We start from the raw sequence: 20,028 nt of genomic DNA, 5'->3' as shown, positions 1-20,028 counted from the left end.
ACCACAAGCCAACCGACAAGGGGCAACTCACGTGGCACTGGACGTGCTGACGGACCTGACGAAGGTCCGCAACATCGGCATCATGGCGCACATCGATGCCGGCAAGACCACCACCACCGAGCGGATCCTGTTCTACACCGGGGTCAACTACAAGATCGGTGAGACGCACGACGGCGCGTCGACGATGGACTGGATGGAGCAGGAGCAGGAGCGCGGCATCACGATCACGTCGGCCGCGACGACCTGCTACTGGAAGAACAACCAGATCAACATCATCGACACCCCCGGCCACGTGGACTTCACTGTCGAGGTGGAGCGCTCGCTGCGCGTCCTCGACGGTGCGGTCGCCGTGTTCGACGGCAAGGAGGGCGTCGAGCCCCAGTCCGAGACGGTGTGGCGCCAGGCGGACAAGTACGACGTCCCGCGCATCTGCTTCGTCAACAAGATGGACAAGCTCGGTGCGGACTTCTACTTCACGGTCGACACGATCGTGAACCGCCTCAAGGCCAAGCCGCTCGTCATCCAGCTGCCCATCGGCTCCGAGAACGACTTCATCGGTGTCGTGGACCTCGTCGAGATGCGCGCCCTGGTGTGGCGCGGCGAGACGGCCCTCGGCGAGAAGTACGAGATCGAGGACATCCCGGCCGACCTGGTGGAGAAGGCGGAGCAGTACCGCGCCGAGCTCCTCGAGGCCGTCGCCGAGACCGACGACGCGCTGCTCGAGAAGTTCCTCGGCGGCGAGGAGCTCACGGTCGCCGAGGTCAAGGCCGGCATCCGCAAGCTCACGGTCGCGTCCGAGGCCTACCCGGTCCTGTGCGGCTCGGCGTTCAAGAACAAGGGCGTGCAGCCCATGCTCGACGCCGTCATCGACTACCTGCCGACGCCCCTGGACGTCCCGGCGGTCGAGGGCCACGACGCGAAGGACCCCGAGATCGTCATCGAGCGTCACCCCGACGCCACGGAGCCGTTCTCCGCGCTGGCCTTCAAGGTCGCGGCGCACCCGTTCTTCGGCAAGCTGACCTACGTCCGGGTGTACTCGGGCAAGGTCTCGCAGGGCGCCCAGGTGCTCAACTCGACGAAGGGCAAGAAGGAGCGCATCGGGAAGCTCTTCCAGATGCACTCCAACAAGGAGAACCCCGTCGAGGACGCGACGGCCGGCCACATCTACGCCTTCATCGGCCTGAAGGACGTCACCACCGGTGACACCCTGACGGACCCGTCGGCGCCGGTCGTGCTCGAGTCGATGACCTTCCCGGAGCCCGTCATCGACGTGGCGATCGAGCCGAAGACGAAGGGTGACCAGGAGAAGCTCTCCACGGCCATCCAGAAGCTCGCCGAGGAGGACCCGACCTTCCGCGTGAAGCTCGACGAGGAGACCGGCCAGACCGTCATCGGCGGCATGGGCGAGCTCCACCTCGACATCCTCGTCGACCGCATGCGTCGCGAGTTCAAGGTCGAGGCCAACGTCGGCAAGCCGCAGGTCGCGTACCGCGAGACGATCCGTCGCTCGGTCGAGAAGATCGACTACACGCACAAGAAGCAGACCGGTGGTTCCGGCCAGTACGCGAAGGTGCAGATGACCTTCGAGCCGCTGGACCCGGCCGAGGGCGAGCTGTACGAGTTCGAGAACAAGGTCACCGGTGGCCGCATCCCGCGCGAGTACATCCCGTCGGTCGACGCCGGCATCCAGAGCGCGATGCAGCTCGGCGTCCTCGCGGGCTTCCCGCTCGTGGGCGTCAAGGCGATCCTGCTCGACGGTGCGTCGCACGACGTCGACTCCTCCGAGATGGCGTTCAAGATCGCCGGCTCGATGATCCTCAAGGAAGCGGTCCGCAAGGCCGACCCGGTCCTCCTGGAGCCGGTCATGGCCGTCGAGGTCCGCACCCCCGAGGACTACATGGGTGACGTCATCGGCGACATCAACTCGCGCCGCGGCATGATCCAGTCCATGGAGGACGCGACGGGCGTGAAGGTGATCCGCGCCCAGGTTCCTCTTTCCGAGATGTTCGGCTACGTCGGTGACCTGCGGTCGAAGACCCAGGGTCGCGCGGTGTACTCGATGCAGTTCGACAGCTACGCCGAGGTTCCTCGGAACGTTGCCGAGGAGATCATCAAGAAGACCCGGGGCGAGTAGTCCCACAGGTCGACACCTGTAGTTCCATCACACAAACCGACCCGTAGGACCGCACGCCTCGCGTCTACCCTCCCGGTAGCCGCAGACGGGCACTCTCTACCAAGTCCTGAGGAGGACACCCAGTGGGCAAGGCGAAGTTCGAGCGGACCAAGCCGCACGTCAACATCGGGACCATCGGTCACGTCGACCACGGCAAGACGACGCTGACGGCCGCGATCTCGAAGGTGCTGCACGACAAGTACCCGGACCTGAACCCCTTCACGCCGTTCGACGAGATCGACAAGGCGCCGGAGGAGAAGCAGCGCGGTATCACGATCAACATCGCGCACGTCGAGTACCAGACGGAGAAGCGCCACTACGCGCACGTCGACGCTCCTGGTCACGCCGACTACATCAAGAACATGATCACGGGTGCGGCGCAGATGGACGGCGCCATCCTCGTGGTCGCCGCGACGGACGGCCCGATGGCCCAGACGCGTGAGCACGTCCTGCTCGCCCGTCAGGTCGGCGTGCCCTACCTGCTCGTCGCGCTGAACAAGTCCGACGTGGTCGACGACGAGGAGATCCTCGAGCTCGTCGAGGTCGAGGTGCGCGAGCTCCTCTCCGCGCAGGGCTTCGCGGGCGACGACGTCCCCGTCGTGCGCGTCTCCGGCCTCAAGGCCCTCGAGGGCGACCCGGTCTGGGTCAAGTCCGTCGAGGACCTGCTGGACGCGGTCGACGAGAACGTCCCGGACCCGGTCCGCGACATCGACAAGCCGTTCCTCATGCCGATCGAGGACGTCTTCACGATCACCGGTCGTGGCACGGTCGTCACCGGCCGTGTCGAGCGCGGTCAGCTCAAGGTGAACGAGGAGGTGGAGATCGTCGGTATCAAGGAGAAGGCGATCAAGACCACGGTCACCGGCGTCGAGATGTTCCGCAAGCTGCTCGACTACGCCGAGGCCGGCGAGAACGTCGGTCTGCTCCTGCGTGGCACGAAGCGCGAGGAGGTCGAGCGCGGCCAGGTCGTCGTCAAGCCGGGTTCGATCACCCCGCACACCGAGTTCGAGGGCCAGGTCTACATCCTGGCCAAGGACGAGGGCGGCCGTCACAACCCGTTCTACGGCAACTACCGTCCGCAGTTCTACTTCCGGACGACGGACGTCACCGGTGTCATCACGCTGCCCGAGGGCACCGAGATGGTCATGCCTGGTGACAACACCGAGATCCACGTCAACCTCATCCAGCCCATCGCCATGGAGGAGGGCCTCGGCTTCGCCATCCGCGAGGGTGGCCGCACCGTCGGCTCGGGCCGGGTCGTGAAGATCCTCAAGTGATCCCTGCCCCTCGGGGCTGATCGCTGAGCGAAGGGCTCGGGAGCTACGGCTCCCGGGCCCTTCGTCGTCCCCGGGGTGCGACGTCGTCGCGGCGGTGGCGGAGCCGGCTCCCGTGGAGCCCGTCGGCGCGCGACGGCGGGTGCGACAGGTGTGGGGGAGGGCACAGCCGCACGCAATTGGAGTATCTGGGCTGCGTCTGGCAGACTGTACAAGTTGCCCGCTGGGGGTGGTGTGCCTACGTGCGCCCGACCGGCAGGGCCGACAGACGTGGAGAGCGTCCGGACCTCGGGGTCACCCGGTGGTGGACGCTCGACTGCAACCACCGATCTCGTGCCGGAAACGGTACGCAGTGCAGAGGTGTGCCGCGCGAAGCGACACGCCCGAGTGCGGGGGTCGGACGGACCGGTTCGAAGAGAGAGAAGTAGACGACGCCATGGCGGGACAGAAGATCCGCATCCGGCTCAAGTCCTACGACCACGAGGTCATCGACAGCTCGGCGCGCAAGATCGTCGACACGGTGACCCGCGCTGGTGCGTCGGTCGTGGGTCCGGTGCCGCTGCCGACGGAGAAGAACGTCTTCTGCGTCATCCGGTCGCCCCACAAGTACAAGGACAGCCGCGAGCACTTCGAGATGCGCACGCACAAGCGGCTCATCGACATCATCGATCCCACGCCGAAGGCCGTCGACTCGCTCATGCGTCTCGACCTGCCTGCGGACGTGAACATCGAGATCAAGCTCTGACGCTGGGAAGGAACTGATCTTCATGGTTACCCAGCAGAACGCGCGCCCCGTCACGGCGCTGCTCGGCACCAAGCTCGGCATGACGCAGCTCTGGGACGACAACGGTCGTCTCGTGCCCGTCACCGTGGTTGCGGTCGGCACCAACGTCGTGACGCAGGTCCGCTCCGCTGAGACCGACGGCTACGCCGCTGTGCAGCTCGCCTTCGGCGAGATCAAGCCGACCAAGGTCACCAAGCCGCTCAAGGGCCACTTCGAGAAGGCCGGCGTCACGCCGCGCCGGCACGTGGCCGAGATCCGCACGTCGGACGCCGCCGAGTTCACGCTCGGCCAGGAGCTCACGGCCGCCGCCTTCGAGGCCGGCCAGCTCGTCGACGTCATCGGGACCACCAAGGGCAAGGGCACCGCCGGTGTCATGAAGCGCCACGGCTTCCACGGCGTCGGCGCCTCCCACGGTGCGCACCGCAACCACCGCAAGCCCGGCTCGATCGGTGGCGCTTCGACGCCGTCGCGCGTGTTCAAGGGCATCAAGATGGCCGGTCGGATGGGTGTCGCCCGTCAGACCACCCAGAACCTGACCGTGCACGCGGTCGACGCCGAGCGGGGTCTCATCCTCGTCAAGGGTGCCGTTCCCGGCCCCAAGGGTGGCGTCGTCGTCGTGCGATCCGCTGTGAAGGGTGCGTGACCTCCATGAGCGACACGCTGACCGTCGACGTCCTCGACGCCCAGGGCAAGAAGGCCGGCCAGGCCGACCTGCCCGCTGACGTCTTCGACGTGCAGACCAACATCCCGCTGATCCACCAGGTCGTCGTCGCGCAGCTCGCGGCGGCTCGCCAGGGCACCCACGACACGAAGTCGCGTGGCGAGGTCCGTGGTGGTGGGCGCAAGCCGTACAAGCAGAAGGGCACCGGTCGCGCCCGCCAGGGTTCGACGCGTGCTCCGCAGTTCGCCGGTGGTGGCGTCGTCCACGGCCCCACGCCGCGCGACTACAGCCAGCGCACCCCCAAGAAGATGAAGGCCGCGGCGCTCCGCGGTGCTCTCTCGGACCGCGCTCGCGCCGGCCGCGTGCACGTCGTCTCGGGCTTCGCCCCGGGCACCGCGCCGTCGACCAAGTCCGCTCTCGCGGTCCTCGACAACCTGTCGGGCCGCAAGCACGTGCTGGTCGTCGTCGAGCGCCAGGACGAGATCACGTGGAAGTCGCTGCGGAACGTCGAGCGGGTGCACCTGCTGGTCGCCGACCAGCTCAACACCTACGACGTGCTGATCTCTGACGACGTCGTGTTCACGCAGGGCGCTCTCGACGCGTTCCTGGCCGGCCCCGCCAAGGGCGCCAAGGCCGTGGCGAGCGAGTCCGAGGCCGCCGAGGAGGAGACCAAGTGACCACCGTCGGCAAGGACCCCCGCGACATCCTGATCGCGCCGGTCGTGTCCGAGAAGAGCTACGGCCTTCTGGACGAGGGGAAGTACACCTTCCTCGTCGACCCGCGCGCCAACAAGACCGAGATCAAGATCGCCGTCGAGCAGGTGTTCGGCGTGAAGGTCGACTCGGTGAACACCGCCAACCGTCAGGGCAAGGCCCGTCGGACCCGGTTCGGCATCGGCCGCCGCAAGGACACGAAGCGTGCGATCGTCACCCTCCGCGAGGGCACGATCGACATCTTCGGCGGACCGGTCGGCTGAGGCCCGGAAGGACTGAGGACTCATGGGAATCCGTAAGTACAAGCCGACGACCCCGGGCCGTCGTGGCTCGTCGGTCGCCGACTTCGTCGAGATCACGCGCTCCACGCCGGAGAAGTCGCTGGTCCGCCCGCTGCACAAGACGGGTGGGCGCAACTCCACCGGTCGCGTGACGACCCGCCACCAGGGTGGCGGTCACAAGCGTGCGTACCGCGTCATCGACTTCCGTCGTCACGACAAGGACGGCGTGCCGGCCAAGGTCGCTCACATCGAGTACGACCCCAACCGCACGGCCCGCATCGCGCTCCTGCACTACGCGGACGGCGAGAAGCGCTACATCATCGCGCCGAACAAGCTCTCGCAGGGCGACCTGATCGAGAACGGCCCCGGTGCCGACATCAAGCCCGGCAACAACCTGCCGCTGCGCAACATCCCGACCGGTACGGTCATCCACGCCATCGAGCTGCGGCCCGGCGGCGGTGCGAAGATCGCCCGCTCGGCCGGTGCGTCGGTGCAGCTCGTCGCCAAGGACGGCCCGTACGCGCAGCTGCGCATGCCGTCCGGCGAGATCCGCAACGTCGACCTGCGCTGCCGCGCGACGATCGGCGAGGTCGGCAACGCCGAGCAGTCGAACATCAACTGGGGCAAGGCCGGCCGCATGCGGTGGAAGGGCAAGCGCCCGACCGTCCGTGGTGTCGCGATGAACCCGATCGACCACCCGCACGGTGGTGGTGAGGGCAAGACCTCCGGTGGTCGCCACCCGGTCAGCCCCTGGGGCCAGCCTGAGGGCCGTACCCGCCGTCCGAACAAGCCGAGCGACAAGCTCATCGTGCGCCGTCGGCGCACCGGCAAGAAGCGCTGATAGGAGCCCGAGATGCCTCGCAGCCTCAAGAAGGGCCCGTTCGTCGACGGCCACCTGCAGAAGAAGGTCGACGCGCAGAACGAGTCCGGTAGCAAGAACGTCATCAAGACGTGGTCCCGCCGTTCGGTCATCACGCCGGACTTCCTGGGCCACACGTTCGCGGTGCACGACGGACGCAAGCACGCGCCGGTCTTCGTCACGGAGTCGATGGTCGGGCACAAGCTCGGCGAGTTCGCTCCGACGCGCACGTTCCGCGGCCACGAGAAGGACGACCGGAAGGGCCGTCGCCGCTGACCCCCGGTCAGCTGGTGACGCCCTGACGGCAGAGACAAGAAGGCAGGACAGCAATGGAAGCCAAGGCGAAGGCGCGGTTCGTCCGCGTCACGCCCCAGAAGGCCCGGCGCGTCGTGGACCTCATCCGTGGCAAGCAGGCCGGCGAGGCCGTGGCGGTGCTGAAGTTCGCACCGCAGGCGGCCGCGGAGCCCGTCCTCAAGACGGTGCAGTCGGCGATCGCCAACGCGGTCGAGGGGGCCAAGCGCAACAGCGAGCGGCTCGACGAGGCGAACCTCTACGTCGCCGAGGTGTTCGTCGACGAGGGCCCGACGCTCAAGCGGTTCCGTCCGCGGGCGCAGGGGCGTGCCAGCCAGATCCTCAAGCGCACGAGCCACATCACCGTGGTCGTCGCTGAGCGCGAGACGAAGGGACGGACCCGATAGTGGGACAGAAGGTCAACCCGCTCGGGTATCGCCTGGGCATCACGACGGACCACCGGTCGCGCTGGTTCGCGGACTCGACGAAGCCGGGTCAGCGCTACCGCGACTACGTCCGCGAGGACGTGCAGATCCGCAAGCTCATGGGCACGGGCCTGGAGCGCGCGGGCATCGCGAAGGTCGAGATCGAGCGCACGCGTGACCGCGTCCGCGTCGACATCCACACCGCCCGCCCGGGCATCGTCATCGGGCGTCGTGGCGCGGAGGCCGACCGCATCCGCGGCGAGCTCGAGAAGCTCACGGGCAAGCAGGTCCAGCTGAACATCCTCGAGGTCAAGAACGCCGAGATCGAGGCCCAGCTGGTCGCCCAGGGCATCGCCGAGCAGCTCGCGAGCCGCGTGTCGTTCCGTCGTGCCATGCGCAAGGGCATCCAGTCGGCCCAGCGCGCCGGTGCCAAGGGCATCCGCGTGCAGGTCTCCGGCCGCCTCGGCGGCGCGGAGATGAGCCGCACGGAGTTCTACCGCGAGGGTCGTGTGCCGCTGCACACGCTCCGCGCGAACATCGACTACGGCTTCTTCGAGGCCCGCACGACCTTCGGCCGCATCGGCGTGAAGGTCTGGGTCTACAAGGGCGACATGACCGAGAAGGAGTTCGCCCGCGAGCAGGCGACCCAGGCTCCGCGTCCGGCCCGTGGTGGCCCGCGCGGTGACCGTGGCGATCGTGGAGACCGTGGCCCCCGTGCCGGCGGCCGTCGCGAGCGCCCGTCGGACGCCCCTGTCGAGGCCCCCGCGACCGAGGCCGCTCCCGCGGCGGACACCTCGGCTGAGACCGGAACGGAGGCCTGAGCCGTGCTCATCCCGCGCCGACTCAAGCACCGCAAGCAGCACCACCCGGGGCGCTCCGGCGCCGCGACCGGTGGTACGTCGATCTCGTTCGGTGAGTACGGCATCCAGGCTCTCGAGCCCGCCTACGTCACGAACCGGCAGATCGAGGCTGCGCGTATCGCCATGACCCGCCACATCAAGCGTGGTGGGAAGGTCTGGATCAACATCTACCCGGACCGTCCCCTCACGAAGAAGCCCGCCGAGACCCGCATGGGTTCCGGCAAGGGCTCGCCCGAGTGGTGGATCGCCAACGTCAAGCCCGGCCGAGTGATGTTCGAGCTCGCCGGCGTCCCGGAGCCGCTGGCTCGCGAGGCCATGCGCCGCGCGCAGCACAAGCTCCCGATGAAGACCCGTTTCGTGGTTCGCGAGGGTGGTAACTGATGGCTATCGGAACCAAGGACCTGGCTCCCACCGAGCTGGACGCCTTCGACGACGAGAAGCTGGTCGCCGAGCTGAAGAAGGCCAAGGAGGAGCTGTTCAACCTCCGCTTCCAGTCCGCGACCGGTCAGCTCGAGAGCCACGGCCGTCTGAAGGCCGTCCGTCGCGACATCGCCCGGATCTACACGATCCTGCGCGAGCGCGAGCTCGGCATCCGTACCGCTCCGACCGCGAGCGAGTGAGGGCAGCATGAACGAGAAGAGCACGACCGCCACGGCGGACCACCGCGCGTACCGCAAGACGCGTCGCGGCTACGTCGTCAGCGACAAGATGGACAAGACCGTCGTGGTCGAGGTCGAGGACCGGGTCAAGCACCCGCTCTACGGCAAGGTCATCCGACGCACCAGCAAGGTCAAGGCGCACGACGAGCAGGGCTCGGCCGGCGTCGGCGACCTCGTCCTGATCATGGAGACCCGCCCGCTGTCCGCGACCAAGCGGTGGCGCCTGGTGGAGATCCTCGAGAAGGCCAAGTAAGACCCAGCACCACCCAAGTTGCCCACGGGCGGCGGGGGTCGCCCCGCCAGGGGACAGCCCCCGCCGCGACGTGTGCATCACGGCAACTATCCGTTCGGCCAGGCTCGGTCGGTCACACCGCCGAGAACCCGCCAGACGACAGGAGTAGGTCATGATCCAGCAGGAGTCGCGACTGCGTGTCGCTGACAACACGGGTGCCAAGGAGATCCTCTGCATCCGTGTGCTCGGCGGCTCCGGCCGCCGGTACGCCGGTATCGGCGACGTCATCGTCGCCACCGTCAAGGACGCCATCCCCGGCGGGAACGTCAAGAAGGGCGACGTCGTCAAGGCTGTCGTCGTGCGCACCCGCAAGGAGCGCCGCCGTCCGGACGGTTCGTACATCAAGTTCGACGAGAACGCCGCCGTGATCCTCAAGAACGACGGGGAGCCCCGTGGGACGCGCATCTTCGGCCCGGTGGGCCGCGAGCTGCGCGACAAGAAGTTCATGAAGATCATCTCGCTGGCGCCGGAGGTGCTCTGACCATGGCGAAGATCAAGAAGGGCGACCTCGTCCTCGTCATCTCGGGGCGCGACAAGGGCAAGCAGGGCCGTGTGCTCGAGGTCCTCACGGAGACGCAGCGCGTCGTCGTCGAGGGCGTGCAGCGCGTGCAGAAGCACGTCAAGGCCGGCCAGACCTCGCGTGGCACCCGCACCGGTGGCATCGAGACCGTCGAGGCCCCCATCCACATCAGCAACGTGATGCTCGTCGACCCGGAGACCAAGAAGGGCACCCGGGTCGGCTACCGCACCGAGCAGGTCGAGCGTGACGGCCGCACGCGGAACGTCCGTGTCCGCGTCGCCAAGCGTTCCGGTAAGGACATCTGATGACCGAGATCACCGCTCCGGCCCAGCCGCGTCTGAAGACCCGCTACGCCGACGAGATCAAGCCGGCGCTCCACACGCAGTTCGCGTACGACAACATCAACCAGGTCCCGCGCCTGGTGAAGGTCGTCGTGAACATGGGTGTCGGCGAGGCCGCCAAGGACTCCAAGCTCATCGAGGGCGCGATCCGCGACCTGACCCAGATCACGGGCCAGAAGCCGCAGGTCACCAAGGCCCGCAAGTCGATCGCGCAGTTCAAGCTGCGTGAGGGCATGCCGATCGGCGCGCACGTCACGCTGCGCGGCGACCGGGCGTGGGAGTTCCTGGACCGTCTGCTGTCGACGGCCCTGCCCCGCATCCGCGACTTCCGTGGCCTGTCCGCGAACCAGTTCGACGGGCACGGCAACTACACGTTCGGCCTCACGGAGCAGTCGATGTTCCACGAGATCGACCAGGACAAGATCGACCGCGTCCGGGGCATGGACATCACGATCGTGACGACGGCCGACAACGACGACGAGGGTCGCGCTTTCCTCAAGCTCCTCGGCTTCCCGTTCAAGGAGAACTGACATGGCGAAGACCGCTCTGATCAACAAGGCCGCGGCGAAGCCGAAGTTCGCGGTGCGTGCCTACACGCGCTGCCAGCGCTGCGGCCGTCCGCACTCGGTGTACCGCAAGTTCGGCCTGTGCCGGATCTGCGTGCGGGAGATGGCCCACCGCGGCGAGCTCCCCGGCGTCACCAAGAGCAGCTGGTAAGACCCCCAGTAGGAACCGATCGTCGGTAGGTCCCGGGCCCGCTCAGCGGGTCCGGGATACCCCGGCGAGAAAGGGCTGAAGCCCGATGACCATGACCGACCCCATCGCAGACTTCCTCACGCGTCTGCGCAACGCGAACTCGGCGCACCACGACACGGTGTCGATCCCGTTCTCGAAGCTCAAGTCGCACGTCGCGGAGATCCTGCAGGCCGAGGGCTACATCCAGGGCTGGACCGTCGAGGACGCCCCCGTGGGCAAGAACCTCGTCGTCACCCTGAAGTACGGCCCGAACCGCGAGCGTGCGCTCGCCGGCCTGAAGCGCGTGTCCAAGCCGGGCCTGCGCGTGTACGCCAAGTCGACCAACCTGCCCAAGGTGCTCGGCGGCCTGGGCGTGGCGATCCTGTCCACGTCCTCCGGTCTCCTCACCGACAAGCAGGCCGCCAAGAAGGGCGTGGGTGGGGAAGTCCTCGCCTACGTCTGGTAATCCCGAGACGGAAAGGAGCTAGCCATGTCTCGTATCGGCAGAGTCCCCGTTTCGGTCCCGACCGGCGTGGACGTCAACATCGACGGTGCCGTCGTGACGGTGAAGGGCCCGAAGGGCACCCTCACGCACACGGTCGCCGCCCCCATCGAGGTCGCGCGCGACGAGGCCGGTGCCCTGGTGGTCACCCGCCCGAACGACGAGCGTCTCGCTCGCTCGCTGCACGGCCTCACCCGCACGCTGCTGGCGAACCTCGTCACCGGCGTCACCGAGGGCTACGTCAAGAAGCTCGAGATCGTCGGTACGGGTTACCGCGTGACCGCGAAGGGCTCGGACCTCGAGTTCGCGCTCGGCTTCAGCCACCCGGTCGTCGTCACGCCGCCGGAGGGCATCACCTTCGTCGTCGAGGCCCCGACCCGCTTCTCGGTGCAGGGCATCGACAAGCAGCAGGTCGGCGAGGTCGCCGCGAACATCCGCAAGATCCGCAAGCCTGAGCCGTACAAGGGCAAGGGCGTGCGGTACGCGGGCGAGAACGTGCGCCGCAAGGTCGGAAAGGCTGGGAAGTAAGCCATGGCGATCAGCATCAAGGGCAAGGGCAAGACGATCGCCCGCCAGCGCCGGCACCTGCGCCTGCGCAAGAAGGTCGTGGGCACGGCCGCTCGGCCGCGCCTCGTCGTCACCCGTTCCGCGCGTCACATCACGGCCCAGGTCGTGGACGACGCGATCGGGCAGACCATCGCGTCGGCCTCGACCCTCGAGGTCGACCTGCGCAGCACCGAGGGCGACAAGTCCGCGAAGGCCCGCAAGGTCGGCGAGCTCGTCGCCGAGCGCGCGAAGGCCAAGGGCGTCGACGCGGTCGTGTTCGACCGTGGCGGCAACAAGTACCACGGCCGGGTGGCCGCGGTCGCCGACGGTGCCCGCGAGGGTGGCCTGGCGCTGTGACGACGTACACCGGGAAGAAGAGGACTCACTGATGGCTGCTCCTGCACGCAGCAACACCGGTGCCCAGGGCGGCACCGGCGGCGACCGCCGCGACGGCGGCCGTCGTGACGGTGGACGTCGTCAGGACGCCGCCGAGAAGAGCGCTTTCGTCGAGCGCGTCGTGACGATCAACCGTGTGGCCAAGGTCGTCAAGGGTGGTCGCCGCTTCAGCTTCACCGCGCTGGTCGTGGTGGGCGACGGTGACGGCACCGTGGGCGTCGGCTACGGCAAGGCCAAGGAGGTGCCCGCGGCGATCGCCAAGGGTGTCGAGGAGGCGAAGAAGAACTTCTTCCGCGTCCCCCGCATCCAGGGCACCATCCCGCACCCCATCCAGGGTGAGGCCGCCGCCGGTGTCGTCTTCCTGCGTCCGGCGTCGCCGGGTACCGGCGTGATCGCCGGTGGTCCGGTGCGCGCCGTCCTGGAGTGCGCCGGCATCCACGACGTCCTGAGCAAGTCGCTCGGCTCGTCGAACGCGATCAACATCGTGCACGCGACGGTCGCGGCCCTGCGGGGTCTCGAGCAGCCGGAGGCCGTGGCCGCGCGCCGTGGTCTGCCGGTCGAGCACGTCGTCCCGGCCGCGCTCCTGCGGGCGCAGGCCGAGGGTCGTGCGGCCGCCTCCGAGAAGGTGGGTGCGTGATGGCTCGTCTCAAGGTGACCCAGAAGCGCTCGGGCATCGGTGGCAAGCAGAACCAGCGCGACACGCTGCGCACCCTGGGCCTCAAGCGGATCGGCGACGTCGTCGTCAAGGAGGACCGCCCTGAGATCCGCGGCATGGTCCAGACCGTGCGGCACCTCGTCGCGGTCGAAGAGGTGGAGTGAGCATGGCTGACGAGAAGAAGGAGACCGAGGAGGTGACGGCCCCCAAGGCCGCCGCCAAGAAGGCTCCTGCCAAGAAGGCCGCCGACACGGCCGCCGAGGCTCCGAAGACGACGAAGGCCAAGGCCGCCAAGGCCGAGACCGCCGCCGCCGCGGAGAAGCCGGCTGCCGAGAAGAAGGCGCCCGCGAAGAAGGCCGCCGCCCCGGCGAAGGCCAAGTCGGAGAAGGCTGCGCCGACGGAGGCCGCCCGCAAGGCGGCCGAGGCCGCCGCACAGCCCGGCAACGGTGGCACCCTCAAGGTGCACCACCTGCGTCCGGCCCCCGGCGCCAAGACCGCCAAGACCCGCGTGGGTCGTGGTGAGGCGTCGAAGGGCAAGACGGCCGGTCGTGGTACCAAGGGCACCAAGGCCCGGTACCAGGTGCCGACGCGCTTCGAGGGCGGGCAGATGCCGATGCACATGCGGCTGCCCAAGCTCCGTGGCTTCAAGAACCCGTTCCGTGTCGAGTTCCAGGTCGTCAACCTGGACAAGCTCTCGGCGCTGTACCCGGACGGTGGCGACGTGACGGTCGCCGACCTGGTCGCGAAGGGCGCGGTCCGCAAGGGCCAGCCCGTCAAGGTGCTCGGCACCGGCGAGCTCACGGTCAAGGTCTCCGTGGCCGTGGACGCCTACTCGGCGTCCGCGAAGGAGAAGATCGTGGCTGCCGGCGGCTCCGTCGCGCAGGACTGAACGCCGGACGAGGCCGGTGGGATCTCACTTCCCACCGGCCTCGTTCCGTTTGTCGTCGGGCATCCGTTAGGGTGCCTCGTTGCCCCGCGTCGTGGCGGGGCCGGCACGGCCCGGGACCAACCCGGGTCGTACGAGACGCCGCCACCGGGCGGCCCAGGAGGACCAGGTGCTCAGCGCATTCGTCAGGGCGTTCCGGACGCCCGACCTGCGGCGCAAGCTGCTCTTCACGATCGGGATCATGGTGATCTTCCGGGTCGGCTCTTTCCTGCCGACCCCGGGCGTGAGCTATCCGAACGTGCAGGTCTGCATCGACGCGACGGCGGGTTCCAACGACCTGCTCGGCCTGGTGAACCTCTTCAGCGGGGGAGCGCTCCTGCAGCTCTCCGTCTTCGCGCTGGGGATCATGCCGTACATCACGGCGAGCATCATCATCCAGCTGCTGCGGGTGGTCATCCCCAAGTTCGAGGAGCTGCACCGCGAGGGCCAGTCCGGCACCGCGAAGCTCACGCAGTACACGCGCTACCTGACGATCGCGCTGGCGATCCTGCAGTCGACGACGATCATCACGATCGCGCGCAGCGGCCAGCTGTTCCAGGGCTGCCCCGTCGACGTCATCCCCGACGACTCGTGGGTCACGCTGCTGATCATGGTCATCACGATGACCGCGGGCACCGGCCTCATCATGTGGCTCGGCGAGCTCATCACCGAGCGCGGTGTCGGCAACGGCATGTCGCTGCTCATCTTCACGTCCATCGCGGCGAGCTTCCCGACCGCGATGTGGTCGATCGCCTCCGGTGACAACGGCCCCGCGAAGTTCATCGTCGTCCTCGCGATCGTCGTGCTCGTCATCGGCCTCGTCGTGTTCGTCGAGCAGTCGCAGCGCCGCATCCCGGTGCAGTACGCCAAGCGCATGGTCGGCCGCCGCATGTACGGCGGGTCGAGCACCTACATCCCGATCAAGATCAACATGGCCGGTGTCATCCCGGTGATCTTCGCGTCGTCGCTGCTCGCGGTGCCGGGCCTCGTCGCCCAGTTCGGCGACCCGGCGGCCGGGTGGGTGCAGTGGGTCTCGCGGTACCTGGCCGACCCCGCGTCGCCGTACCACATCGCGATCTACGTCGTCCTCATCATCTTCTTCTGCTACTTCTACACGGCGATCACGTTCAACCCGGACGAGGTCGCGGACAACATGAAGAAGTACGGCGGCTTCATCCCCGGCATCCGGGCCGGTCGCCCGACGGCCGAGTACCTCGACTACGTCATCACGCGCATCACGGCGCCGGGCTCGATCTACCTGGCCCTGGTCGCGCTGATCCCGACGATCGCGTTCATCGTCCTCGAGGTCGGCACGAACATCCCGTTCGGCGGCTCGTCGATCCTCATCGTCGTCGGCGTCGGGCTCGAGACCGTCAAGCAGATCGAGTCGCAGCTCCAGCAGCGGCACTACGAAGGGTTCCTGCGGTGACCGCACGTCTCGTCCTCCTCGGTCCGCCCGGAGCGGGCAAGGGCACGCAGGCCGCCCGCCTCGCCGACGAGCTCGGCATCCCGGCGATCTCGACCGGCGACATCTTCCGCGCCAACATCAAGGGCGGCACGGAGCTCGGCAAGAAGGTCCAGGCGATCACCGCGTCCGGCGCCCTCGTGCCCGACGAGCTGACGAACGACCTCGTGCGCGACCGGCTCGCGCAGGACGACGCCGCCGAGGGCTTCCTGCTCGACGGCTACCCCCGCAACGTGGCACAGGTCGCCGCGCTCGACGAGATCCTCGGGGACCGCCCGCTCGACCTCGCGGTCGAGATCACGGCCGACCCGACGGTGGTCGTCGAGCGTCTGCTCAAGCGCGCCGAGATCGAGGGCCGCGAGGACGACACCGAGGACGTCATCCGGCACCGCCTCGACGTCTACGCCGAGCAGACCGCTCCCATCTCGGCCGTGTACGGCGAGCGCGGCCTGCTCGTCCAGGTCGACGGCATCGGCGACGTCGACGACGTCACCGCCCGTCTGCTCACGGCGATCGGCACCGCGGCCCGCTGACGGGCCGTCGTCGAGACCCGCGTCGTGGGGTGGTGAACCGTGTTCGGTCGTGAGCGCGTCGAGTACAAGACGCCCGAGCAGGTCCGCGTCATGCGCCGGGCCGGCCTGGTGGTCGCCCGGGCCCTCGAGGCCGTGCGCGAGCACGTCGCACCCGGCGTGACGACCGCCGACCTCGACGCCGTGGCCGCACGCGTCATCGCGGACGCCGGCGCCACGCCGTCGTTCCTCGGCTACCACGGCTACCCGGCGACGCTCTGCGTGTCGGTCAACGACGAGGTCGTGCACGGGATCCCCGGGCCGCGGGTGCTCCAGGCAGGCGACGTCGTGTCCGTCGACTGCGGCGCCGTGGTCGACGGCTGGCACGGCGACTCCGCCGTCACCGTGGTGCTCGACGGGGCCGATCCGGTCGACCACGAGCTCGCACGGACCACCGAGCGCGCCATGTGGGCCGGGATCGCCGCGCTCGCCGGTGCCGAGCGGCTCGGAGCGGTCGGCGAGGCGGTCGAGGACGTCGTGGACGCCGCCGCCGCCGAGGGCCTCAACGGCGGGCGCCGGTTCGGCGTCGTCGAGGAGTACGTCGGGCACGGGATCGGCACGGCGATGCACCAGCCGCCCGACGTCCTCAACTACCGGACGCGGGACCGCGGCCTGCGCGTGCGGCCCGGGCTGTGCGTCGCCATCGAGCCGATGGTCGTGCGTGGCGAGCGGTTCACGCAGGTGCTCGACGACGACTGGACCGTCGTGACGGTCGACGGGTCGCGGGCGTCGCACTGGGAGCACACCGTCGCGGTGGGGGAGCACGGGATCTGGGTGCTCACCGCGCCGGACGGGGGAGCGGCCGCGCTGGCCGCACACGGCGTCGAGGTGGCTCCGCTCGACTGAGCGCCGTAGGTCCGGCGACGCCGCTCCTTGCGCGCGCCGTGACGCCGGGTGCGTCGCGTGAGCGGTGTCCGTGCGCGCGCCTGGATGCGGCTGCTCTGGCGTGTCTCGGCGCGGCGCGCCGGGGGATCGTCGGCCGGACCCGCGGTCACGGGCCGGGTCCTGCGGTCGCGCTCTCACACGATCGGGTGAACAACCGTCCAACTCGCCGAGAATTGGCGTCCGACCTGGGTAAATGGCCCCGCCACGTCTGATATGTCGGATAGTGTGCCGAGCGGCGGGTTCGTCCTCCCGCCGGGACCGTCCAGCACCTCGTCGCGCGCCCGCGGCGGGGTGCTCGTGCGCGGTCCGCCGGCCACGCAGGCGTGTGCCCCTTCGTCATGCCTGCCGCACACGATGGGTTGGTCCCTATGCAGCGCAGCAGTCGTCCGTCGTCCTTCCGGTCCCACGCGCGGCGTGCCGCTGTCGTCGGTGCCACCGTCCTGACGGCCGGCGTGCTCGCCGCCGCGCCCGCCGCGGCGGGCGGCTCCTGGGGCGGCCCCGGTCAGGGTGGCGGCTACGGCCAGGGCAAGGGCGTCTCCAAGCCCAAGCCCGAGGCCGAGCAGAAGACGACCGCCGCGTACGTCTACCTCAAGCTCGACCCGAGCAAGTACGCCGCGTGGCCGAACTCGGGCCAGCAGTACCTGGTGACGACGTGGCCCGGCGCCGAGTGGCGCGACCTGACGCTCGAGGAGATCCAGGCGGCCGTGCCGGTCGAGGTCTGCGGCCCGGGCTGGGGCGTCCAGGAGGACATGGCGCACGGCGGGCCGGAGGTCTTCACGGGCTCGAAGGCACCGAAGTACCCGAACGGTGTCCTCACGTGGGAGAACGTCGGCGGCCCGCTGTTCCAGGCCCGCCACTGGGACCTCGAGGAGCACGTCGGTGAGGTTCCCGCGTGCGGTGCGGTCGTCCCGACGCCGACGCCCACGCCCTCGGTGACCCCGACGCCGACGCCCACCCCGTCGGCCACGCCGACCCCGACGCCGACCCCCACGGTGACGCCGACCCCGACGCCGTCCGCGACGCCGACCCCGGTCGCGACACCCACACCGTCCGCGACGCCCGTCGTGACGCCCACCCCGACCGCCCCGGCTCCGACTCCGACCCCGACGTCCGAGGTCCTCGCGGCCCCGACGCCGACGCCCACCGCGACCACGCCGGTCGCCCCGACCCCGTCGCCGACCGTGCGCTCCGAGGTCCTCGCGGCCGGTGGCGGCGCGACGCTCGCCACGACCGGCTCGACGGTCCTGCCGGTCGTGATCGGTGCCGGCGTGCTCGTCGCCGCGGGTGGCGCGCTCGTCGTGCTGCGCCAGCGTCGTCGGACGAACGGCTCGGACGCCTGACGTCCCTGACGGGCGTGCTGCGGACGCCCTGACGACGGTCGCGCGGACGACCGTCCGTCGACGGACCGCCGGACCTGGCGGCAGCTCCTCACGGGGCTGCGCGGCCAGGTCCGGCGGTTTCGTCCATTGAGCCGGATGCCGTACCATGGTCCGTTGGGTGTGTGCGCCTCTGTCACTGTCGCGTGACGGGTCGTCCCCGGTCGTCCGTCAGGACGCCCGGCGGGTGGTCCCCACCGTGTCGGGGCGTACCGCTCTCCACGAACGCCGGTCCCGTTCCCGCACGTCCTGTGCGGGGGCCACGGCCGACGTGGGCTGATCGAAACAGGACCGACAGTTAGCGGAGGACATGGCGAAGAAGGACGGTGTCATCGAGATCGAGGGCAGCGTCGTGGAGGCTCTGCCGAACGCGATGTTCCGCGTGGAGCTCACCAACGGCCACAAGGTGCTCGCCCACATCTCGGGCAAGATGCGTCAGCACTACATCCGCATCCTCCCGGAGGACCGGGTCGTCGTGGAGCTGAGCCCGTACGACCTGTCCCGCGGTCGGATCGTCTACCGCTACAAGTAACCACCACTCGAACACGCCGTCACGCCCCGGGTCGACCGCGGGTCAACGGCGGCGGAGGAATCACGCGATGAAGGTCAAGCCCAGCGTCAAGAAGATCTGCGACAAGTGCAAGGTGATCCGCCGGCACGGTCGCGTCCAGGTGATCTGCGAGAACCTGCGCCACAAGCAGCGCCAGGGCTGACGCCCTGACGGTGCGCCGCGAGCTCGTCCCGCGACGCACGTCGAGCAGCACCACGGTCCTCACGGGGACCATCGGCTCCCTCGGGAGCCGGCAAGCGCACCGCCACTCCGGGCCGGTGCCGGGCTCACGCCCGGCCGGGCCGGCGAACCCTCGGTCGGAGGCCGGGGCCCGCAGCACGCGGGAGGGTGGTGCGGAAGACCTCCGACGCAGTTCAGGAGCCACCAGGCACATGGCACGTCTTATCGGCGTCGACCTCCCCCGCGAGAAGCGGCTGGAGATCGCGCTCACCTACATCTACGGGGTCGGTCGCACGCGCGCCCAGCAGACCCTGGCCGCCACCGGCATCAGCCCGGACGTCCGCGTCAAGGACCTCGGGGACACCGAGCTCGTGGCGCTGCGCGACTACCTCGAGGGCAACTTCAAGCTCGAGGGTGACCTCCGCCGTGAGGTCGCCGCGGACATCCGCCGCAAGGTCGAGATCGGCTGCTACGAGGGCCTGCGCCACCGCCGTGGCCTTCCCGTGCGCGGTCAGCGCACGAAGACCAACGCGCGCACCCGCAAGGGCCCGAAGCGCACCGTCGCCGGCAAGAAGAAGGCCGGGCGCAAGTAGCCCGACCGTCCCGCGAGGATCACGCACCGACCGGTGCGCGCGTCCCGGGACGCCGGACCAGCGACCTGCAGACCACGAGAGAAGAAGCAGATGCCTCCCAAGACCCGCAGTTCCGTGCGCAAGCCGCGCCGCAAGGAGAAGAAGAACGTCTCCCACGGCCAGGCCCACATCAAGAGCACGTTCAACAACACCATCGTCTCCATCACCGACCCGTCCGGCGCCGTGATCGCCTGGGCGTCGTCGGGCCAGGTGGGCTTCAAGGGCTCGCGCAAGTCGACCCCGTTCGCCGCGCAGCTCGCCGCCGAGGCCGCTGCTCGCCGGGCGCAGGAGCACGGCATGCGCAAGGTCGACGTCTTCGTCAAGGGCCCCGGCTCCGGCCGTGAGACCGCGATCCGCTCGCTCCAGGCGACCGGCCTCGAGGTCGGCTCGATCCAGGACGTGACGCCCCAGGCGCACAACGGCTGCCGTCCGCCGAAGCGCCGCCGCGTCTGACCCTCGGCTCCGCCGTGGGCCGGGGG

General features: G+C 69.2%; 31 protein-coding genes. All 31 read left to right on the top strand.

Features of this window, described 5'->3' with window-relative positions; all coding sequences use genetic code 11:
* Positions 1-31 precede the first annotated feature (31 nt).
* The 31 genes from fusA (at position 32) to rpsK (ending at position 20,002) form a co-directional block, all read left to right on the top strand.
* Complete coding sequence (gene fusA / locus CBZ_RS02275; protein ID WP_130779990.1) at positions 32-2,134, top strand: elongation factor G; 2,103 nt, start codon at positions 32-34, stop codon at positions 2,132-2,134.
* 122 nt (positions 2,135-2,256) lie between these two features.
* Entirely contained in the window at positions 2,257-3,450 is a 1,194-nt protein-coding gene (gene tuf / locus CBZ_RS02270; protein WP_130779989.1) for an elongation factor Tu, read from the top strand.
* A gap of 433 nt (positions 3,451-3,883) precedes the next feature.
* Positions 3,884-4,192, top strand: a complete 309-nt coding sequence (rpsJ, locus tag CBZ_RS02265; RefSeq protein ID WP_013117879.1) for a 30S ribosomal protein S10 — start codon at positions 3,884-3,886, stop codon at positions 4,190-4,192.
* 22 nt (positions 4,193-4,214) lie between these two features.
* Positions 4,215-4,874 (top strand): 50S ribosomal protein L3, encoded by a 660-nt coding sequence (rplC, locus tag CBZ_RS02260; RefSeq protein WP_130779988.1) that lies wholly within the window; start codon positions 4,215-4,217, stop codon positions 4,872-4,874.
* 5 nt (positions 4,875-4,879) lie between these two features.
* On the top strand, positions 4,880-5,569 hold the full coding sequence (gene rplD / locus CBZ_RS02255) for a 50S ribosomal protein L4 (RefSeq protein ID WP_130779987.1): 690 nt from the start codon (positions 4,880-4,882) through the stop codon (positions 5,567-5,569).
* Positions 5,566-5,868 carry a 50S ribosomal protein L23 gene (rplW, locus tag CBZ_RS02250; protein ID WP_124342369.1) on the top strand — a complete coding sequence of 101 codons (303 nt, stop codon included), beginning with the start codon at positions 5,566-5,568 and terminating at the stop codon, positions 5,866-5,868. Before rplD ends, rplW begins: the two co-directional genes overlap by 4 nt.
* A gap of 22 nt (positions 5,869-5,890) precedes the next feature.
* Positions 5,891-6,727 (top strand): 50S ribosomal protein L2, encoded by an 837-nt coding sequence (gene rplB, locus CBZ_RS02245; protein ID WP_130779986.1) that lies wholly within the window; start codon positions 5,891-5,893, stop codon positions 6,725-6,727.
* Between the two features lie 12 nt (positions 6,728-6,739).
* Positions 6,740-7,021 (top strand): 30S ribosomal protein S19, encoded by a 282-nt coding sequence (gene rpsS, locus CBZ_RS02240; protein WP_130779985.1) that lies wholly within the window; start codon positions 6,740-6,742, stop codon positions 7,019-7,021.
* 53 nt (positions 7,022-7,074) lie between these two features.
* Positions 7,075-7,443, top strand: a complete 369-nt coding sequence (gene rplV / locus CBZ_RS02235; protein ID WP_013770170.1) for a 50S ribosomal protein L22 — start codon at positions 7,075-7,077, stop codon at positions 7,441-7,443.
* Positions 7,443-8,282, top strand: a complete 840-nt coding sequence (rpsC, locus tag CBZ_RS02230; protein WP_130779984.1) for a 30S ribosomal protein S3 — start codon at positions 7,443-7,445, stop codon at positions 8,280-8,282. Before rplV ends, rpsC begins: the two co-directional genes overlap by 1 nt.
* A gap of 3 nt (positions 8,283-8,285) precedes the next feature.
* Positions 8,286-8,702: a 50S ribosomal protein L16 gene (rplP, locus tag CBZ_RS02225; RefSeq protein WP_013770172.1), complete on the top strand. Its 417-nt coding sequence runs from the start codon at positions 8,286-8,288 to the stop codon at positions 8,700-8,702.
* Positions 8,702-8,941: a 50S ribosomal protein L29 gene (gene rpmC / locus CBZ_RS02220; RefSeq protein ID WP_013882864.1), complete on the top strand. Its 240-nt coding sequence runs from the start codon at positions 8,702-8,704 to the stop codon at positions 8,939-8,941. The genes rplP and rpmC overlap by 1 nt, the downstream gene beginning before the upstream one ends.
* A gap of 7 nt (positions 8,942-8,948) precedes the next feature.
* Positions 8,949-9,233 carry a 30S ribosomal protein S17 gene (gene rpsQ, locus CBZ_RS02215; RefSeq protein ID WP_130779983.1) on the top strand — a complete coding sequence of 95 codons (285 nt, stop codon included), beginning with the start codon at positions 8,949-8,951 and terminating at the stop codon, positions 9,231-9,233.
* Between the two features lie 151 nt (positions 9,234-9,384).
* A complete protein-coding gene (rplN, locus tag CBZ_RS02210) occupies positions 9,385-9,753 on the top strand; it encodes a 50S ribosomal protein L14 (protein WP_013770175.1) in 369 nt (122 codons plus the stop codon).
* 2 nt (positions 9,754-9,755) lie between these two features.
* On the top strand, positions 9,756-10,097 hold the full coding sequence (gene rplX, locus CBZ_RS02205; protein WP_130779982.1) for a 50S ribosomal protein L24: 342 nt from the start codon (positions 9,756-9,758) through the stop codon (positions 10,095-10,097).
* Complete coding sequence (gene rplE, locus CBZ_RS02200; protein ID WP_130779981.1) at positions 10,097-10,663, top strand: 50S ribosomal protein L5; 567 nt, start codon at positions 10,097-10,099, stop codon at positions 10,661-10,663. Before rplX ends, rplE begins: the two co-directional genes overlap by 1 nt.
* 1 nt (position 10,664) lies before the next feature.
* Complete coding sequence (locus CBZ_RS02195; RefSeq protein WP_013770178.1) at positions 10,665-10,850, top strand: type Z 30S ribosomal protein S14; 186 nt, start codon at positions 10,665-10,667, stop codon at positions 10,848-10,850.
* A gap of 85 nt (positions 10,851-10,935) precedes the next feature.
* A complete protein-coding gene (gene rpsH / locus CBZ_RS02190; RefSeq protein WP_013770179.1) occupies positions 10,936-11,334 on the top strand; it encodes a 30S ribosomal protein S8 in 399 nt (132 codons plus the stop codon).
* 24 nt (positions 11,335-11,358) lie between these two features.
* Positions 11,359-11,898, top strand: a complete 540-nt coding sequence (gene rplF / locus CBZ_RS02185; protein WP_130779980.1) for a 50S ribosomal protein L6 — start codon at positions 11,359-11,361, stop codon at positions 11,896-11,898.
* Positions 11,899-11,901: 3 nt separating this feature from the next.
* Positions 11,902-12,273, top strand: a complete 372-nt coding sequence (gene rplR / locus CBZ_RS02180) for a 50S ribosomal protein L18 (protein ID WP_130779979.1) — start codon at positions 11,902-11,904, stop codon at positions 12,271-12,273.
* A gap of 31 nt (positions 12,274-12,304) precedes the next feature.
* Complete coding sequence (rpsE, locus tag CBZ_RS02175; RefSeq protein ID WP_130779978.1) at positions 12,305-12,949, top strand: 30S ribosomal protein S5; 645 nt, start codon at positions 12,305-12,307, stop codon at positions 12,947-12,949.
* A complete protein-coding gene (gene rpmD, locus CBZ_RS02170; RefSeq protein WP_130779977.1) occupies positions 12,949-13,131 on the top strand; it encodes a 50S ribosomal protein L30 in 183 nt (60 codons plus the stop codon). Before rpsE ends, rpmD begins: the two co-directional genes overlap by 1 nt.
* 2 nt (positions 13,132-13,133) lie before the next feature.
* The gene (gene rplO, locus CBZ_RS02165) at positions 13,134-13,856 is read left to right on the top strand and encodes a 50S ribosomal protein L15 (RefSeq protein ID WP_130779976.1); all 723 of its coding nucleotides are present in this window, start codon (positions 13,134-13,136) and stop codon (positions 13,854-13,856) included.
* A gap of 166 nt (positions 13,857-14,022) precedes the next feature.
* Complete coding sequence (gene secY, locus CBZ_RS02160) at positions 14,023-15,321, top strand: preprotein translocase subunit SecY (RefSeq protein ID WP_130779975.1); 1,299 nt, start codon at positions 14,023-14,025, stop codon at positions 15,319-15,321.
* On the top strand, positions 15,318-15,890 hold the full coding sequence (locus CBZ_RS02155) for an adenylate kinase (RefSeq protein ID WP_130779974.1): 573 nt from the start codon (positions 15,318-15,320) through the stop codon (positions 15,888-15,890). The genes secY and CBZ_RS02155 overlap by 4 nt, the downstream gene beginning before the upstream one ends.
* 39 nt (positions 15,891-15,929) lie before the next feature.
* A complete protein-coding gene (gene map / locus CBZ_RS02150) occupies positions 15,930-16,772 on the top strand; it encodes a type I methionyl aminopeptidase (protein ID WP_130779973.1) in 843 nt (280 codons plus the stop codon).
* A 491-nt stretch (positions 16,773-17,263) separates the two neighbouring features.
* Positions 17,264-18,151 (top strand): hypothetical protein, encoded by an 888-nt coding sequence (locus CBZ_RS21340; RefSeq protein ID WP_174768625.1) that lies wholly within the window; start codon positions 17,264-17,266, stop codon positions 18,149-18,151.
* 346 nt (positions 18,152-18,497) lie between these two features.
* Positions 18,498-18,719: a translation initiation factor IF-1 gene (infA, locus tag CBZ_RS02140; protein WP_013770189.1), complete on the top strand. Its 222-nt coding sequence runs from the start codon at positions 18,498-18,500 to the stop codon at positions 18,717-18,719.
* Between the two features lie 67 nt (positions 18,720-18,786).
* Complete coding sequence (gene rpmJ / locus CBZ_RS02135) at positions 18,787-18,900, top strand: 50S ribosomal protein L36 (RefSeq protein ID WP_013117849.1); 114 nt, start codon at positions 18,787-18,789, stop codon at positions 18,898-18,900.
* Positions 18,901-19,129: 229 nt separating this feature from the next.
* Positions 19,130-19,510 (top strand): 30S ribosomal protein S13, encoded by a 381-nt coding sequence (rpsM, locus tag CBZ_RS02130; protein ID WP_013770190.1) that lies wholly within the window; start codon positions 19,130-19,132, stop codon positions 19,508-19,510.
* Positions 19,511-19,600: 90 nt separating this feature from the next.
* Positions 19,601-20,002, top strand: coding sequence for a 30S ribosomal protein S11 (rpsK, locus tag CBZ_RS02125; RefSeq protein WP_013770191.1), 402 nt, complete (start codon positions 19,601-19,603; stop codon positions 20,000-20,002).
* Positions 20,003-20,028: the final 26 nt, after the last annotated feature.

It is taken from the genome of Cellulomonas biazotea (genome assembly GCF_004306155.1).
Taxonomy (GTDB): Bacteria; Actinomycetota; Actinomycetes; order Actinomycetales; family Cellulomonadaceae; genus Cellulomonas; species Cellulomonas biazotea.
The sequence above is the reverse complement of the archived record's forward strand: the minus strand, read 5'-3'. Positions and strand labels throughout refer to the sequence as shown.